General features: G+C 70.8%; 12 protein-coding genes. 5 read left to right on the forward strand and 7 right to left on the reverse strand.

Annotated elements, in window-relative coordinates:
* Positions 1–55: 55 nt before the first annotated feature.
* Both BLU81_RS27980 and BLU81_RS27985 read right to left on the reverse strand, forming a co-directional pair.
* Positions 56–475, reverse strand: coding sequence for a roadblock/LC7 domain-containing protein (locus tag BLU81_RS27980; protein ID WP_092547647.1), 420 nt, complete (start codon positions 473–475; stop codon positions 56–58).
* Positions 476–3,286: a sensor histidine kinase gene (locus BLU81_RS27985; RefSeq protein WP_092547651.1), complete on the reverse strand. Its 2,811-nt coding sequence runs from the start codon at positions 3,284–3,286 to the stop codon at positions 476–478. It abuts the gene before it with no gap.
* Between the two features lie 336 nt (positions 3,287–3,622).
* On the opposite strand from BLU81_RS27985, the gene BLU81_RS27990 reads away from it, so the two are divergent.
* Together BLU81_RS27990 and BLU81_RS27995 are read left to right on the forward strand one after the other, a co-directional pair.
* Positions 3,623–4,234: a hypothetical protein gene (locus BLU81_RS27990; protein WP_092547654.1), complete on the forward strand. Its 612-nt coding sequence runs from the start codon at positions 3,623–3,625 to the stop codon at positions 4,232–4,234.
* Between the two features lie 12 nt (positions 4,235–4,246).
* Positions 4,247–5,236, forward strand: coding sequence for a hypothetical protein (locus BLU81_RS27995; protein WP_092547656.1), 990 nt, complete (start codon positions 4,247–4,249; stop codon positions 5,234–5,236).
* 44 nt (positions 5,237–5,280) lie between these two features.
* Here BLU81_RS27995 and BLU81_RS28000 read toward each other — a convergent pair whose 3' ends face one another.
* Together BLU81_RS28000 and BLU81_RS28005 are read right to left on the reverse strand one after the other, a co-directional pair.
* Entirely contained in the window at positions 5,281–5,781 is a 501-nt protein-coding gene (locus BLU81_RS28000) for a hypothetical protein (RefSeq protein ID WP_092547658.1), read from the reverse strand.
* A gap of 233 nt (positions 5,782–6,014) precedes the next feature.
* Positions 6,015–8,387, reverse strand: a complete 2,373-nt coding sequence (locus BLU81_RS28005) for a M48 family metallopeptidase (RefSeq protein ID WP_231953549.1) — start codon at positions 8,385–8,387, stop codon at positions 6,015–6,017.
* 241 nt (positions 8,388–8,628) lie between these two features.
* Between BLU81_RS28005 and BLU81_RS28010 the strand changes: the two genes are divergently transcribed.
* Positions 8,629–9,855: a cytochrome P450 gene (locus BLU81_RS28010; protein WP_231953550.1), complete on the forward strand. Its 1,227-nt coding sequence runs from the start codon at positions 8,629–8,631 to the stop codon at positions 9,853–9,855.
* Here BLU81_RS28010 and BLU81_RS28015 read toward each other — a convergent pair.
* The gene (locus tag BLU81_RS28015) at positions 9,818–11,248 is read right to left on the reverse strand and encodes a family 20 glycosylhydrolase (RefSeq protein WP_092547661.1); all 1,431 of its coding nucleotides are present in this window, start codon (positions 11,246–11,248) and stop codon (positions 9,818–9,820) included. The two genes, BLU81_RS28010 and BLU81_RS28015, sit on opposite strands and share 38 nt — an antisense overlap.
* Between BLU81_RS28015 and BLU81_RS28020 the strand changes: the two genes are divergently transcribed.
* Both BLU81_RS28020 and BLU81_RS28025 read left to right on the forward strand, forming a co-directional pair.
* Positions 11,247–11,810 carry a GNAT family N-acetyltransferase gene (locus BLU81_RS28020; protein ID WP_092547662.1) on the forward strand — a complete coding sequence of 188 codons (564 nt, stop codon included), beginning with the start codon at positions 11,247–11,249 and terminating at the stop codon, positions 11,808–11,810. The two genes, BLU81_RS28015 and BLU81_RS28020, sit on opposite strands and share 2 nt — an antisense overlap.
* Positions 11,785–12,291: a GNAT family N-acetyltransferase gene (locus BLU81_RS28025; RefSeq protein ID WP_092547663.1), complete on the forward strand. Its 507-nt coding sequence runs from the start codon at positions 11,785–11,787 to the stop codon at positions 12,289–12,291. Before BLU81_RS28020 ends, BLU81_RS28025 begins: the two co-directional genes overlap by 26 nt.
* A gap of 104 nt (positions 12,292–12,395) precedes the next feature.
* Here BLU81_RS28025 and BLU81_RS28030 read toward each other — a convergent pair whose 3' ends face one another.
* On the reverse strand, positions 12,396–13,346 hold the full coding sequence (locus BLU81_RS28030; protein WP_172890635.1) for a helix-turn-helix transcriptional regulator: 951 nt from the start codon (positions 13,344–13,346) through the stop codon (positions 12,396–12,398).
* A gap of 59 nt (positions 13,347–13,405) precedes the next feature.
* Entirely contained in the window at positions 13,406–14,041 is a 636-nt protein-coding gene (locus BLU81_RS52145; protein ID WP_092547665.1) for a zinc ribbon domain-containing protein, read from the reverse strand.
* Positions 14,042–14,046 lie beyond the last annotated feature (5 nt).

Here is a 14,046-nt window from a genome sequence, read left to right on the forward strand (position 1 = left end):
AACCACCGGCCCCGCATCGTTGTCCAGCCAATCGTGTGGGGTCACACGCGGCTGCTCAGAAGACGTCGGACGGCGTCAGGACCGACCGTTCGGGGGCTGCCATGGTCTGACCGACCCGGGTGACCAGCATCGCCATCTCGTAGGCGATCAGTCCCAGGTCCGCGTCGGCCGAGGCGAGCACGGCCAGGCACGCGCCCTGGCCCGCGGCGGTGACGAAGAGGAAGGCCTCTTCCATCTCCACCACCGTCTGCCGGACGGCGCCCGCCTCGAAGTGCCTGCTCGCGCCCTTGGCGAGACTCTGGAATCCGGCCGCCATCGCCGAGAGGTGCTCGCCGTCCTCACGGATCAGCCCCGCCGACGTGCCGAGCATCAGCCCGTCGGCCGAGAGCACCACCGCCTGCTGCGCGGTCGGCACCCGTTCGATGAGGTCGTCGAGGAGCCAGCTGAGGTTCGCGCTCTGCTTCGTCTGTGCCACTTATGCGTCCTTCTCCAGCAAGAGGTTCTCCCCGGGTCCATCGACGTGGTCGCCGGCCACGCCGGCCTCCGGCCCGGATGGTGCTTTCTCTCCCGTTTTCGTGGAGTCCGCACGGGCGGAGTCCACGAGAGCCGGGAAGCTGACGGTAGCGGCATCGTCGAACGTCCCGCCGACAGGCTCCACGGCGTGTTCGGGTACGGCGGGCCGGGATGCCGGCGACCCCTTGCGGGCCGCGTCCACACGACCACGCCGGGTGCCACTCTGTAGTGCGCTCATCAGACTGCGGGCCTGCTCCGGGCTGCGCGCCGGGCCGGTCGGTTCCGGATCCACCACTACCTGGCGCAGCTGCGGGGCGAGGTTGGCCTGCCGGACCCGGCGGGGCAGACCGTCGTCGCCGAGACTGTCCGCGACCGGTGCGGCCGGAATCCCGGTGTCCAGCGGCCATGGGGCCGGCGACACCGGCGCGGCCGGAGTCGAGTTGCGCGGGATCGACCGGGGCGCCGCCGAGGGCAGGCCCGCCGCGATCTCGTCGAGCATGGACAGATCGAACGTCTGGTCCGGGGACGGCCCGGAATCAGCCGGCAACAGCGTGCCGGAGCGTGGGCCGGTGACCGTCTCGGCCTCGATCTCGACCGGCGGTGGCTCCTCGCCCTTGCGGGTCCGCTTGCGCTGGACCAGGCCCTCGGCACTCAGCTCGGACGCGACGCTGCTCGGCGCGGGCCCGGTGAGTTCGGTGGCGGTCCGCTGCGGACCGGAGATCACCGGTACGCCGACGGTCGCACCGTTGAACATCGCCGGCGCCTCCTCCAGTGCCGTCCGGCTGCCGTTCGCGCTGATCGGCCGGGGCTCGCCGCCCCCCGGCCACGCGAGCGCGACCGTCGAGTCGCCGTCCCCGAGACCGGCCAGCGGGCCGGTGCCGCCGGACGAGGTGCCCGGGACGATCGCCACCAGTTCACCCGGCACCAGCACGATCGCGGTGATCCCGCCGTACGGCGAAGTCCGCAGCGACACCTTGATGCCGTGCCGGTGGGCCAGTTGCGCCACCACGAACAGACCGAGCCGGGCGCTGTCGGCCGGGTCGAAGTCCGGCGGCTCCACCAGGCGGCGGTTCGCCAGTTCCATCGCGTCGTCGGCCATGCCCAGGCCCCGGTCCTCGATCTCGACCGCGTAACCGTTCGGCAGGAGCTGACCACTGACCTGGACCCGGGTGTGCGGCGGAGAGTACGACGCGGCGTTCTCGATCAGTTCGGCGAGCAGGTGGATCACGTCACCGACGGTCCGGCCGACCAGCGCAGCGGTGGAGACCGTGCGGATGTCCACCCGCTTGTAGTCCTCCACCTCACTGATCGCGCCACGGACCACGTCGATCACCGGAACCGGGTTGCGCCAGCCCCGGCCGGGTGCCGCACCGGCCAGGATGACCAGGTCCTCGGCGTGCCGCCGCATCCGGGTGGCCAGGTGGTCGACCCGGTACAGATCCTCCAGTTCCTGCGGATCGGTCTCCCGGCGTTCCATCTTGTCCAGCAGGGACAACTGACGGTGCAACAGCGTCTGGCTGCGCCGGGCGATGTTGAGGAAGACGTCGTTGATGCCCCGGCGGACATTCGCCTCCTCGATCGCCGACAACACCGCGGTCCGCTGCACGTCACGGAACGCCCGGCCGAGCTGACCGATCTCGTCCTGCCCGTACTCCAGCGGCGGTGTCTCCATGTCGACGTCGACGCTCTCGCCGTGCCGCAGTCGCCGCACCACCGACGGCAGCCGCTCGGAGGCCAGCTCCAGGGCCTCGCGCCGCAGCCGGATCAGCCGGCCGACCAGCGAGCGGCCGAGGCGCACCGAGACGTAGACCGACAGGCCCAGGGCGACCATGCCGAGCAGGGCGGCGGCGACGAGCCGGGCGATGATGTCGATGGCGAGCGGGGTCGCATCCTCGGAGATCTCGTCGACCACCCGCATGCCGAAGGACCGCAGTTCCTGCGCCACGTAGTCGTAGGTGGCCTGCCACTCGACCCCGGCGACCGGCGGAGGGCCACCCACGTACCCCTGGGCCAGCATCTTCTTCTTCAGAATGTCGAGTTCGACAAAACTGGAGTCGGTGATCAGCTTGGAGTAGTCGCCCTGCGCCTCCTCCGGCAGGTCCGCGACACCCGAGCTGATCAGGTAGTCGGCGGTGCCGATCGAGAGGATGATCTGTTCCCGGACCGCGGCGTCGATGCGGCCCTGTGCGTTCGCGCCGGCCAGCAGAGCGTCGATCCGGCTCAGGTGCTCCAGGCCACGGAAGGCGGAGATGAGGCCGCGGCTCTCCCGGTCGACCCGCTCGTTGAAGAAGACCGCGGCGGTCCGGGAGACATCGAACGCGGCGTCGATGATCCGGTCGTAGTTCTGAACGGTGTAGAAGTAGCTCCGGGTGCGCTCGTCGACCTCCTGCCGGGCCACCGGGAGCTTGTCGATCTCGACCAGCAGGTCCTTGACCCGGGCCGCGACCTCCTCATTGGGCTCGGCGTCGCCGGCCGACCGCTGGAACTCGGCGATGATCTGATCGGTGGTGGACCGCTCCCGGGCCAGCTCGGTCTTCGCCGGCCGGGTGGTGCCCTGGTAGATGGCGGAGAAGTGCCGCTCACGCTGCAGCTGGGAGATCAGCCGGAGACCCGGCTCGCCCAGTTTCGCCACCGAGTCCCGGGCCTCGATCAGGTTGATGGCGGGACCGGCGGTCACCACGGTGGCGAAGACCCAGAGCGCGAGCACTGCCGTGAGCGGCACCGCGACCATCGCGATGATCTTCGAACGGATCGACCAGTTACGGCTCTTCATCAAGCTCCGCCCGAGGGGTTCGGCAGGAAACGATCAGCGTGTCTGCCCGTGCGGCGGCCGCTAGGAGGGGGAACGGCCGGCATGTTCATGACAAGCGCTTGCAGGAGAATACGTAATGACGTCCGTCTCAGCTAGTTCCCAGCCGCGCCGGATCGCCCCTCCCCCTCCTGTTTGTCCAGCCAGAACGGCTCACGATCTTTTTGAGAGATCGTCGGTGTTACGACAGTCGCGGGCCGGATCCTGTCCGAATCACACCCTGGCGCTCCTTTATCGGCCGAACGGGATTGGCACACGGTGGCTGTTGGGAATACAGGCAGTGGAAGAAGGAGGAACCTGATGTCCACCACCGTCACCATCGTCCTGATCGTCGTGGTCCTGCTGGTTCTGGCCGCGGCCGTGTTCGGTGTCCAGGCCGCCCGCCGCCGCAAGCTGCAGCAGACCTTCGGCCCCGAGTACGACCGGGTGGTCGCCGACACCGGCAGCCGCTCCGAGGCCGAGAAGGAACTGACCGAGCGCACCAAGCGGCACGCTCAGCTGGAACTCACCCCCCTCTCCTCCGAGTCCCGGGCCCGCTACGCCACCGCCTGGGAAGAGGTGCAGATCCGGTTCGTCGACAACCCCGGCGAGGCCGTCGCCACCGCCGACGAACTGGTCACCCGGCTGATCGCCGAACGGGGCTACCCGACCGGCGACTACGACGAGCGGCTCGCGGACCTGTCGGTGGAACACGCCGCCACTCTGGAGCACTACCGCGACGCGCACGAGATCAGCCGTCGCAGCCAGGCCGGCGAGGCCGCCACCGAGGACCTGCGGCAGGCGCTCGTCCACTACCGCGCCCTCTTCGCCGAACTGCTCGGCGAGAACCCGGTCGGCCGCACCACCCCGGCACCGCGTTCGGCTGCCGACGAGCACGTGAACACCACCCCCACCGAACCCACCAGCCGCTGAGGAGTCCCCACGATGCGTTTCTTCTCCAACGAGGCCAAGGACAACGTCGACGAGCAGGAGAACACCGGAACCGCGGTGCCCCAGCAGCGGTCCGGCTCGCCCTGGCAGCACGATTCCGCGACCGCGCCGGTCCGGCCGGCCGACACTGACGACGACCCCGACCGGACCACGGCGCTGCCAGACCAGGACCGGACCGTCGCCTTCGAGGACGGCTCCCACCGGGCCGAACCCGTGCAGGTCAACCCGGTTCCGGGTACCGACAAGGACAGCTTCGCCACGGCCGACGACGACAAGGTCGACCCGGAGCTGGAGAACCGCGGCACCCTGGACGACCCGCACTCGACCCAGCCGATCGGGATCGGGACGGACGCGCCGCGCCACGCCGTCGACAAGGACAAGAACGACCTTCGGGACAACGACACCTTCGGTACGGCCGACGACAAGCCGGTCGTCGACTCCACCACGGACGAGGACAAGCCGGTCAACGACTTCGACAAGACCGACAATCCGGTCGACTTCGACAAGTCCGATTCCGACTTCGCCGCGGCTGACTCCAGCTTCGCCACAGCCGACACCGACAAGTCCGACTTCGCTGCGGCTGACTTCGACAAGGATGACAAGGTGGTCGAGTTCGACAAGGACAAGGACAAGGACGTCGAGGACGTGGACCTGAGCGACAAGACCGCGGACGTGACGGAACCCCTGGTGACGCCGGTCCCCGCGGCCGAGTCCACCACCATCTCCGGCCCGGCCCCGTTCTTCCCCTCGTCGGACACCCAGCCGCTGCGCGAGCGCTGGCGTGACGTGCAGCTCCGGTTCGTCGACGACCCGAAGGCCGCGACCAACGAGGCCTCCGGCCTGGTCGACGAGGCTGTCGACAAGCTGGCCACCGCGCTGCGCGACCACCGTGGCTCGTTCGCCAAGGGCACCGACGACACCGAGGCGCTCCGGGTCGAGTTCCGTAGCTACCGGGACATCCTGGACCGGCTGCTCGGTCTCTGAACCGCCGCACGACGGGAAAAGAGGGGAGCCGCGGCTCCCCTCTTTCACTGTGCCGGGGCGAACTCCGGTAGGACGTTCGGCTCGGGATCGGTGTTCGCCGACGGGCCGGGACCGCTCGGGCCGGAGGGACTGCAGGATTCGGAGGGGGACGGCACCGGATCACTCGCGGACGGTTCGACCGAGGCCGACGACACCGGTGGAAGCGGCAGTGAAGGCGAGGGCGAAGTCGCCGGCGGGCTCGGCGGCACCGGCTGGAGAATCGCGGTGGCCGAGGTGGACTGCCGCGGCCGCGGCACGGCGGAGAGCGAGACCGTCGGAGCGAGCGGCGTGTACGAGTACGTGGTGAACGGTTCGTCGTCGTCGGGCAGATCGCCGGCGCCGGCCCCGCCGAAGTCCATGTCGACACCCGGGAACTGTTCGTCGACTGGAGCGGGGCGCTGCCCCGGACCGAGATCGGCCACGCCGAGTTGTGCGCCGAGCCAGAGCGCGGGGCCGACACCGACCGCCACGATCGCCCCGAAGAGTGCCAGTGGACCTCGTTCCATTTTGGTCCCTCCCCCGCTTCCGAGACGATCGTCGCGCTTCACCCGGAGCCCTGCTACCCAATTCGGATGTGGATGAAGCGAACAATCACTGCGGCTATTGTGACCCAAAGTGACGTAACGGTTGCCGATTCGTCGGACAGTCGACTGGTGTCACTTTCGGGTACGGGAATGCACCCTTGACAGGTTCAGTCCGTCACCACATCGAGCCGTCCGGAACCTTTTCGTGACCTGGATCAGCGGGTTCCGGCCAGGAAGGTGACCGCTTCCTCCCAGGCGGCCCACCCACCGGGCAACTCGTCGGCGTCGAGGGCCGGCCGCAGGGTCAGGTTCCCACCGCCCCGCAGCCCGAGCACCCAGCCCTTGCGCATCCCGGGCAGCGTGGTCACCCCCGCGACGTCACCGAACGGCACGAACCGCCCCCCACCGGGCAACGGGACACTCGCCGCGGCGGGAGCCACCGAAGCCCCCGGAGCGGCCTTGGTAGCCACAGTGGACGCCTCGGCGGGGCTCCCCGGCGAAACGGCGGGCACACCGACGGCGGCACCCGACGAGCCAGCGGACGACGAGGCAATGGAGGACGAGGCGATGGAGGACGACGACGCGGCGACGGACGACGCGGCTGAGGCAGCAGCGGACATTGTGGCCGGCGAAGTAGCGGACGTAGCGGCTGGTGACCCAGGTGTCGAGGCGGCCGGGGACGCGGTTGGTGAAGCGCCCGGAGACGGGGCCGCGTGCCGGCCCGTGGAAGCGGCCACCGGCTCGGCCGGGAGCACCGCGCCGGCGGGCACACCGTCGGCCGCGAGCCGGGTGAGCCGCCGCTTCGACTCGTGCCCCCGGCTCCGGGGCAGACCCGGGACCAGCAACAACCCCAGATCGGTGATCAGTACGTCGGTGCGCTCCCCGTCCGCGGACAGGTTGACCAGACCACCGAGCACCTGCGCCCGAGCCGAACCCGGGTCGACAGCCGCCGCGGTCAGATCGACCCCGGCCTCGGTCAGGTAGGCCCGGACCGACTCGGTGGTCTCCGGATCAGCGGCCGCGGTGGCCAGTTCAGCGAGATCCAGATAGCCGCCGTCGACCGCGACCACCTCGGCCGCACCGGTCCAGCTGTGCCGCCAGCGGGCCACTCCACTGCGCAGCGCGGCGAGGGCCAGCATCAGTGCCAGCAGTTCGACGATCCTCGAGGTGGCCTCCTCCGGCGGCGCGTCCGGGAAGACCGTGGTGGCGGCCGTCCGCAGCCGCCCGTCGGCGGCGAGGGTGAGCAGGTGCCCGGCGTCCGGCACGGTGGTACCGACGGCCCGGGAGATCGCCGCGAGCGCCGCTTCGGCCTCCCGTTCCATCTCCGAGGTCCGCGCCACGCTGAGGCATTGGTCCCAGCCGACCACGGTCCGCCCGCGTGGCGGGAAGGCGACGTCCTGCAGGGCTCGCCCGAGCCCCGGCAGGTCGGGCACCAGCTCTTCAACGCCTTCATCCACAGGTTTATCCACAGAGGACGCTCCCGTGTCGTCCGGAGTGGCGGAAGATTCAGAGCCGCCCCCGGAGGACGAGGACCCGGAAGGCGGCGAGGAAGGCGAAGAAGACGAAAGCGAGGAGGGCGAAGACGACGCGGGCGAAGGGGATGAGGAAGACGAAGCCGGGACGGCCGGCGAGGGAGGGCCGGCAGGACCGGACGGCGTGGCGAGAGCGGTCAGCGCCGCGATCCGCTCCGCCATCGGCGGGTGGGTGTCCCACGGCCCGGACGGCTCCGGCTCCCGGGCCCGCAGCATGGTCATCTCGGTGGTGCGCGCCGCCAGGACCCGCAGCAGCCCGCCGAACACGTCGTCCGGCACGTATCCGGCCTGCCATCCGGGTCCCACGTACTCCGCGTGGAACAGCCGCTGCATCCCGGCCAGGGCGGGCAGGTCCCGCAGCGCACCGAGGGCGACGGCGGCTCCGGCGTGGCCGGCGGCGATCCGGTCGGCGGCGAGCTCCTGTTCCCGGCTGAACGGCGCGTCGATCCGCCGGTAGACCCCGGCGTAGGCCCGGAGCACCGCACCCGCCAGGTTCCGCCGCCCGATCCGGGGGACGATCCGCCCGACGGCGATCCGGCCGCGGTAGGCGAGCGGCGCCCACCGGCCGAGAGCGGGTGATCCGTGGCCGAGTTCGTGCGCGACGATCGCCGCGAGGCGGCCGGGTTCGAGGGCTTGCAGCAGCGGCAGCCCGAGGTAGAGGTCGCGCCGCCCGCCGATGAATCCGAGCATCCGGGTGCGTTCGCCGAGGGCGGCGGTGGCGTCGGCGACCACGGTGACTCCGGCGGGCGCCGGCACTCCGGCCGCGACGGCCGCGGCGTCGACCAGTTCCCACAGTCGCGGGGCCTGGTCGCGGCTCACGGCGACACCGGCCGGAACGCGATGCCGGGTGTGCAGGGCCCGCCACGTGGCGTAACCGAGCGCACCGAACGTGGCGAGGCTGAGCGGCACTCCGACCCGGAGTGCGATCGCACTGGGAAGCGCCCCGAGCACCACCCAGAGCGCAAGCAGGACCACGGTGAGTTGCAGTCCCGCGACGACCAGGAATCCGGTCAGCGCTGCCGCCGACCGTCTCGCAGCCGGTGCACCCTTACTCAACCCGCACTCCTCCCGAACCCGCTACCAGCGTGGTGACTGGAGACTTCGCGTCACCACGCGGGAAACCGGCCGCCCACCGTGAACGGACCACCCAGACTAGGGCCAAAACCGTGCGTAACCGTTTCGCGCCCGTGCAGGGGGTTATACGAGCCATATGGCTGACCTCGATCAGACCCTGGCGGTCACTCTCAAGGGTTACGCATGGTTGCCGGATCTTCGCCGACGGTCGGGTGGCTGCCCAGTGCGGACGCGAGTTCTGGGGCGGCCCGCGGTGGGGATCTGCGGTCCGGAGGCGGCCCGGTTCTTCTACACCCCGGGCCATCTGGACCGGAGTTCGGCACTGCCGGGGCTGGTGGTGCGGACCCTGTTCGGGCGGGGCGCGGTGCACACCCTGGACGGGTCGGCGCACCGGCACCGGAAGACCCTCTTCACCGCGCTGCTGCTGGACGGCGACGGCGCCGCCCGGCTGGCTGAGCTGGCCGGGCGGGAGTTCGACGTGGCGGCCGCCCGCTGGCGGGGTGGTCCGCCGGTGCGCCTGCTGGACGAGTCGGCCCGGATGATCGCCGCCGCGGTGGCGCGCTGGGTAGGCGTACCGGAAGATGATCGGGAGATCGACGCTCTTGCCCGGGATTGCCTGGCCATGGTCGACGGCTTCGCGACGGTGGGCCCGCGCACCGCACGTGCGCTGCTGGCTCGCGAGACGCAGGAGCGACGGCTTTCCAAGATCATTGCTTCGGTACGATCCCAGCCGGTCACGAAGAGCCCGCTGTCGATCGTCGCGCACCACCGTGACGACGGTGAGCTGCTGGATCCGCGCACGGCGGCGGTCGAGTTGCTCAACATCGTCCGGCCGGCGATCGCGGTCGCCTGGTTCGTGGCGTTCGCCGGGCACGCGATGGACATGTGGCCACGGCATCAGTCCCGGTTGCGCGCGGGCGACGACGAGTACACGAAGGCGTTCGCGCACGAGGTGCGGCGCTTCTACCCGTTCGTCCCGTTCCTCGGCGGGCAGGCGACCCGGGACCTGTTCTTCCAGGGGGAACCGATCCCGGCGGGCACGCTGGTGCTGCTCGACGTCTACGGGCAGAACCACGATCCGGAGTTGTGGCCGGACCCGTACACCTTCGACCCGCGACGTTTCCTGGGCCGGGAGTCCGGTGAGTTCGACCTGATCCCGCAGGGTGGCGGCGACCCCCGGACCGGCCATCGCTGCCCCGGCGAGCAGGTCACCGTCGCGCTGCTCGGCACGCTGGCCCGGCGGCTGGCCGAACTGGACCATTACCTGCCGCCGCAGGAGACCGCGATCGACCTGTCCCGGATCCCGGCCCGCCCTCGGGACCGGATCACTCTGATCGTCCCGGAGCACCGTCCGGTGTCCAGCTTTCAGCGTGGTGAGCCGGGGTTCGATTCGCACCCCGACTCACCACACCTCAGTGCCAGTCGATCTCCGGTGAGCGATGGAAGTTGATCCCGGCGGCCGTCCAGACCGGCCCGAAGGCGGCCAGCCGCTCCCGGAACGACTCCCAGTCCCGGCTGTCCCGCGGCGACCAGCCCACCTCGGCGACCGCCGGAAGCCGCGGGAACGTCTGGTACTGCACGTCGGCGACGCTGCGCAGGGTCTCCGACCAGAGCGGCGCCTCGACACCGAGGATCGACTCCTCACCGACGCCGGGCAGCCGTTCCGCCGGGTCCCACTCGTAGGCGCGCCGCACGTCCACGTGCCCGGCCCAGTCGAGCCCGAGCGGGCTGTCCGCGTCGTACTTCATGTCCAGGTAGGTCCGGTCCGCCGGGGAGACGATCACCTGGTGGCCGTCCGCGGCGGCGCGGGCCACGGCGTCGTCGACGGGTTCGATCCGCCAGTACTGCACCACCGCTCCGGTGGGCAGGTCGGCCGCGGCGATCTCGTGCCAGCCGATCACGGTCTTGCCCAGGGCGCCCGGGAGCGGCAGTACCCGGTCGAGGAAGGCCCGGTAGTCCGCGGCTGGTGTGGAGTGGCACTCGTCGCCGCCGATGTGCAGGTAGGGGCCCGGAGTCAGGTCGGCGACCGTCTTCAGGACGGTCTCGACGAACGCGTAGGTCTCCTCCTTGGCCGCGACCAGCGAGGAGTAGCCGACCTCGGCGTCGGTGCGCGGCTCGACCGGTTCGCCGTCCGCGGTGAGTTCGGGGTACGCGACCTGCACCGCGTTCACGTGCCCCGGCATGTCGATCTCCGGGACGATCGTGACGAACCGTGCGGCGGCGTAGGCGACCAGGTCCGCGTACTCGGTGAGGGTCAGGAAGCCGGGCCCGGTCCCGTCGCAGCCGGTGCCCTCGCCGCCGCTGACCTCGGTGAGCCGGGGCCAGCCGGGGATCTCCAGCCGCCAGCCCTGGTCGTCGGTGAGGTGCAGATGCAAGTGGTTGATCTTGAACTGGGCCAGCAGGTCGATGTGCGCCTCGACCTCGGCCGGGGTGAAGAAGTGCCGGGCCAGGTCGAGCATCGCGCTGCGGTAGCCGTACCGGGGCTGGTCCTCGATGATCCCGGCGGGCAGGTCCGGGCCGAGCTGGCGCAGGGTCTGCACACCCCAGTACACGCCCTGCGCACTGCCACCGGTCAGGGTCACCGACTCAGCGGTGATCTCCAGGCGGTACGCCTCGCTCGCCAGTGCCGGGTCCAGCACCAGCCGGATCGCCCCGTCGTCGGCGAGCGGCTGGCCGAGGTGCGCGGCGACGGCCGCCAGTCCGGGCGGGGCACTCACCGTCGTACCGGGAAGGGTCCGGAACGTCGCGTCCGTGACCGGCCGCACCGAAGCCGGGAGCGGGATAACATCGCCGAGTCGTCTCATCCGATCACTCACTCTGAAGAGTCTAAACAGTTTCGCCATGACGATCACCACACGAACGGCCACCACCGGTGACGAGCGGATCCTGCACGACCTCGCCGCCCGGACCTTCGGACTGGCCTGCCCACCCGGCACCGCCCAGGCCGACATCGACACGTTCATCGACACCCACCTGTCGGTGGAGCGCTTCGCCGGTTATCTGGCGGACCCGGCCCGCATCCTGGTCATCGTGTCCGGCGACGAGCAGCCCACCGGTTACGCGATGCTGGTCCGCGGCCCGATCGCCGACCCCGATGTGGCCGCCGTGGTCGACGCCACCACCAGCATCGAACTCAGCAAGTTCTATCTGACCGCCGAGCGGCACGGCAGCGGCGCCGCCGGTGAGCTGATGGCCGCCACGCTGACCGCCGCCACCGGCACCGGCGCCCGGACCTGCTGGCTCGGCGTCAACCAGCAGAACACCCGGGCCGCCCGGTTCTACGGCCGGCACGGGTTCGCGATCGTCGGGGTGAAGCGGTTCCTGGTCGGCTCCGAGTGGCACGACGACCACATCCGGCAGCGCGACCTATCCTCCCCGCATGGTGCTGGTGAGAGCGGCTCGTGACGACGACGCGACGGCGATCCGCGACATCTTCGTGCGGGGCTATCGGCGGACCTATCCGACCCTGCTGAGCAGTGAGTTCATCGAGCGGATGCTGGACGAGTCCTACACCGCCGAACGCGTCGCCAAGGAGGTGGCCGCGGCCCCGCCGGGCTGGCTCGGTTACCAGGTGGCCGAGGAGGACGGGCGGATCGTCGGCGCGGCCGCGGGCGGCATCACCGCACCGGGCGCGGGCGAGTTGTTCGTCCTCTATCTCGATCCCGACGAGCGCGGGCGCGGCCTCGGTACGCTGCTGCTCGACCGGATCGCCGGGCAGCTGCGGGAGTTCGGCGCCGGTGAGATGTGGGTGGCCGTGCTCGACGGCAACGAGCTGGGCATCCCGTTCTACGAGGCGCGCGGTTTCCGCAAGGTGGAGCGGCGGCGCACTCACGGCTCGACCGAGGCCGACGACGCCTGGTCGTGGCGCTTCTCCCGGCTGATCTGAGATTTATATAAGGCGTCACTTAACAGTGACGGAAACTTGTCGTACCTCGTCGATAGGTTCTTCCTTGCGGACCGGCGCCACGGGGGCGCCGGTCCGTCCAGACTTCACCGTGCGTTGCGCACCAGGGACTCCCCGGTCCGGCGCACCCGTTCCCGCAGCTCATCGGGCGCCTCCACAGTGAAGGGCGCGTCGAGCAACCCGAGCACCATCACCGGCCAGCCCAGGTCGTCGACGTTCATCCGCAGCCGGCAGCCCTCCGGCAAGGCTTCCACCGTGCCCCAGTGCCCGGCCATCGCGCGCACGCTGTCCACATCGGCCCTGATCACCACCGACACGTCGTGGCGCTGCGCGATGGTCCGGATCCGGGACCGCAGCCACTCCACCGGATCACCACCGGGCAGCTCCCGAGGGCGGAAACGAGCCCCGGTCGGCTCCGGCCCGGTCAGCCGGTCGACCCGGAAACTCCGCCAGTCCCCGCGCTCCAGATCCCAGGCCACCAGATACCACCGGCGGCCCAGCGAGACGAGCCGGTGCGGCTCCACATGCCGGCGGGCCGCCCCGCCCTCCCGCGGTGCGTAGTCGAACCGCAGCCGCTCCTCGGCCCGGCAGGCCATGGCCAGGTTGGTGAGGGTCAGCGCGTCGAGGACCGGGCCGCCGCCGAAGACACCCGGGGCGGTGACCGCCTGCAGCGCGTCGATGCGGCGGCGCAGCCGGGGCGGCAGCAACTGGATCACCTTGGCGAGGGCCCGCACCGAGGTCTCCTCGAACCCGGCGACCGCGCCCGCCGCCGCGGTGCGCAGACCGACCGCGATCGCCACGGCCTCCTCGTCGTCCAGCAGCAGCGGCGGCACCGCCGCGCCGGCCTGCAGCTGGTAACCGCCGGCCACCCCTCGGGCGGCGTCCACCGGATAGCCCAGCTCCCGCAGCCGGTCGACGTCCCGGCGCAGGGTCCGCGGGCTGACCTCGAGCCGGCCGGCCAACTCGGTGCCCGGCCAGTAACGGTGCGTCTGCAACAGGGAGAGCAGCCGCAGCATCCGTGCGCTCGTGTTCGCCATGAAGCCAGGCTCCCTCCGATACCGGCCAGGAAGTGACCGCAATCAAGCGTCTCTAAACCCTACGAGAGGCCTGGCCGGGGCACTGATCGGCATGGTGACGAGGTCACGTGTCGATGGAATCCTCGGCCTGTACGCCAGCCTTGGGGGCGGTGGCGTGATGTGGGTTTCGTTGTCGGTACCTGACCCACGATGGTGCTGTGGGTCTGGGGTGGCCGTCCCGCCGGACGCTGGCCGACCTTGGTCGGGGCGGGAACCCGGCGTCGCGAGGGCGTCGGGCTGGAAGATCGTGGCCGCCTTCGTGGTGTGGTGGTGGTCTTGTCGCGCACGACCCGGACGGGCCCGTCGACTGTCGTGACCGTGCGGTACGTGCCGGCGCGGGTCTTCTTCACGTGGGCCTGACCGAGAAGTCCGCGACCGACGATACGCTGCGCGGCGGCGCGATCACGGTCGGCGGTCAATCCGCACGGCGGGCAGTGGGACCATTTGTGGCCCCGGTCGGTGAGCCGGTCGGGGCTCTTGACGTGTTTGAGTGTCCGGCCGCAGCCCGGACAACCTGATGACGTACCGCGGGCGGGAACGTCGACGACGGCGATTCCGGCTTTCGCGGCGAGGTGGCGCAGCGCGTCGACGATCACGCCGCGCACGTGAGCGCCGAGTCTGCGGTTCATGGCCCGGCTGAGACCGCGGGTCTCCATCGAGG

It is taken from the genome of Actinoplanes derwentensis (assembly GCF_900104725.1).
Taxonomy (GTDB): Bacteria; Actinomycetota; Actinomycetes; order Mycobacteriales; family Micromonosporaceae; genus Actinoplanes; species Actinoplanes derwentensis.

Bases quoted from the DNA above. Each gene is read 5' to 3' on its own strand.
- BLU81_RS27985 (WP_092547651.1), bottom strand. From the start codon at position 3,286: ATGAAGAGCCGTAACTGGTCGATCCGTTCGAAGATCATCGCGATGGTC.
- BLU81_RS27990 (WP_092547654.1), top strand. From the start codon at position 3,623: ATGTCCACCACCGTCACCATCGTCCTGATCGTCGTGGTCCTGCTGGTT.
- BLU81_RS27995 (WP_092547656.1), top strand. From the start codon at position 4,247: ATGCGTTTCTTCTCCAACGAGGCCAAGGACAACGTCGACGAGCAGGAG.
- BLU81_RS28000 (WP_092547658.1), bottom strand. From the start codon at position 5,781: ATGGAACGAGGTCCACTGGCACTCTTCGGGGCGATCGTGGCGGTCGGT.
- BLU81_RS28020 (WP_092547662.1), top strand. From the start codon at position 11,247: ATGACGATCACCACACGAACGGCCACCACCGGTGACGAGCGGATCCTG.
- BLU81_RS28015 (WP_092547661.1), bottom strand. From the start codon at position 11,248: ATGGCGAAACTGTTTAGACTCTTCAGAGTGAGTGATCGGATGAGACGA.
- BLU81_RS28025 (WP_092547663.1), top strand. From the start codon at position 11,785: ATGGTGCTGGTGAGAGCGGCTCGTGACGACGACGCGACGGCGATCCGC.
- BLU81_RS28030 (WP_172890635.1), bottom strand. From the start codon at position 13,346: ATGGCGAACACGAGCGCACGGATGCTGCGGCTGCTCTCCCTGTTGCAG.
- BLU81_RS52145 (WP_092547665.1), bottom strand. From the start codon at position 14,041: ATGGAGACCCGCGGTCTCAGCCGGGCCATGAACCGCAGACTCGGCGCT.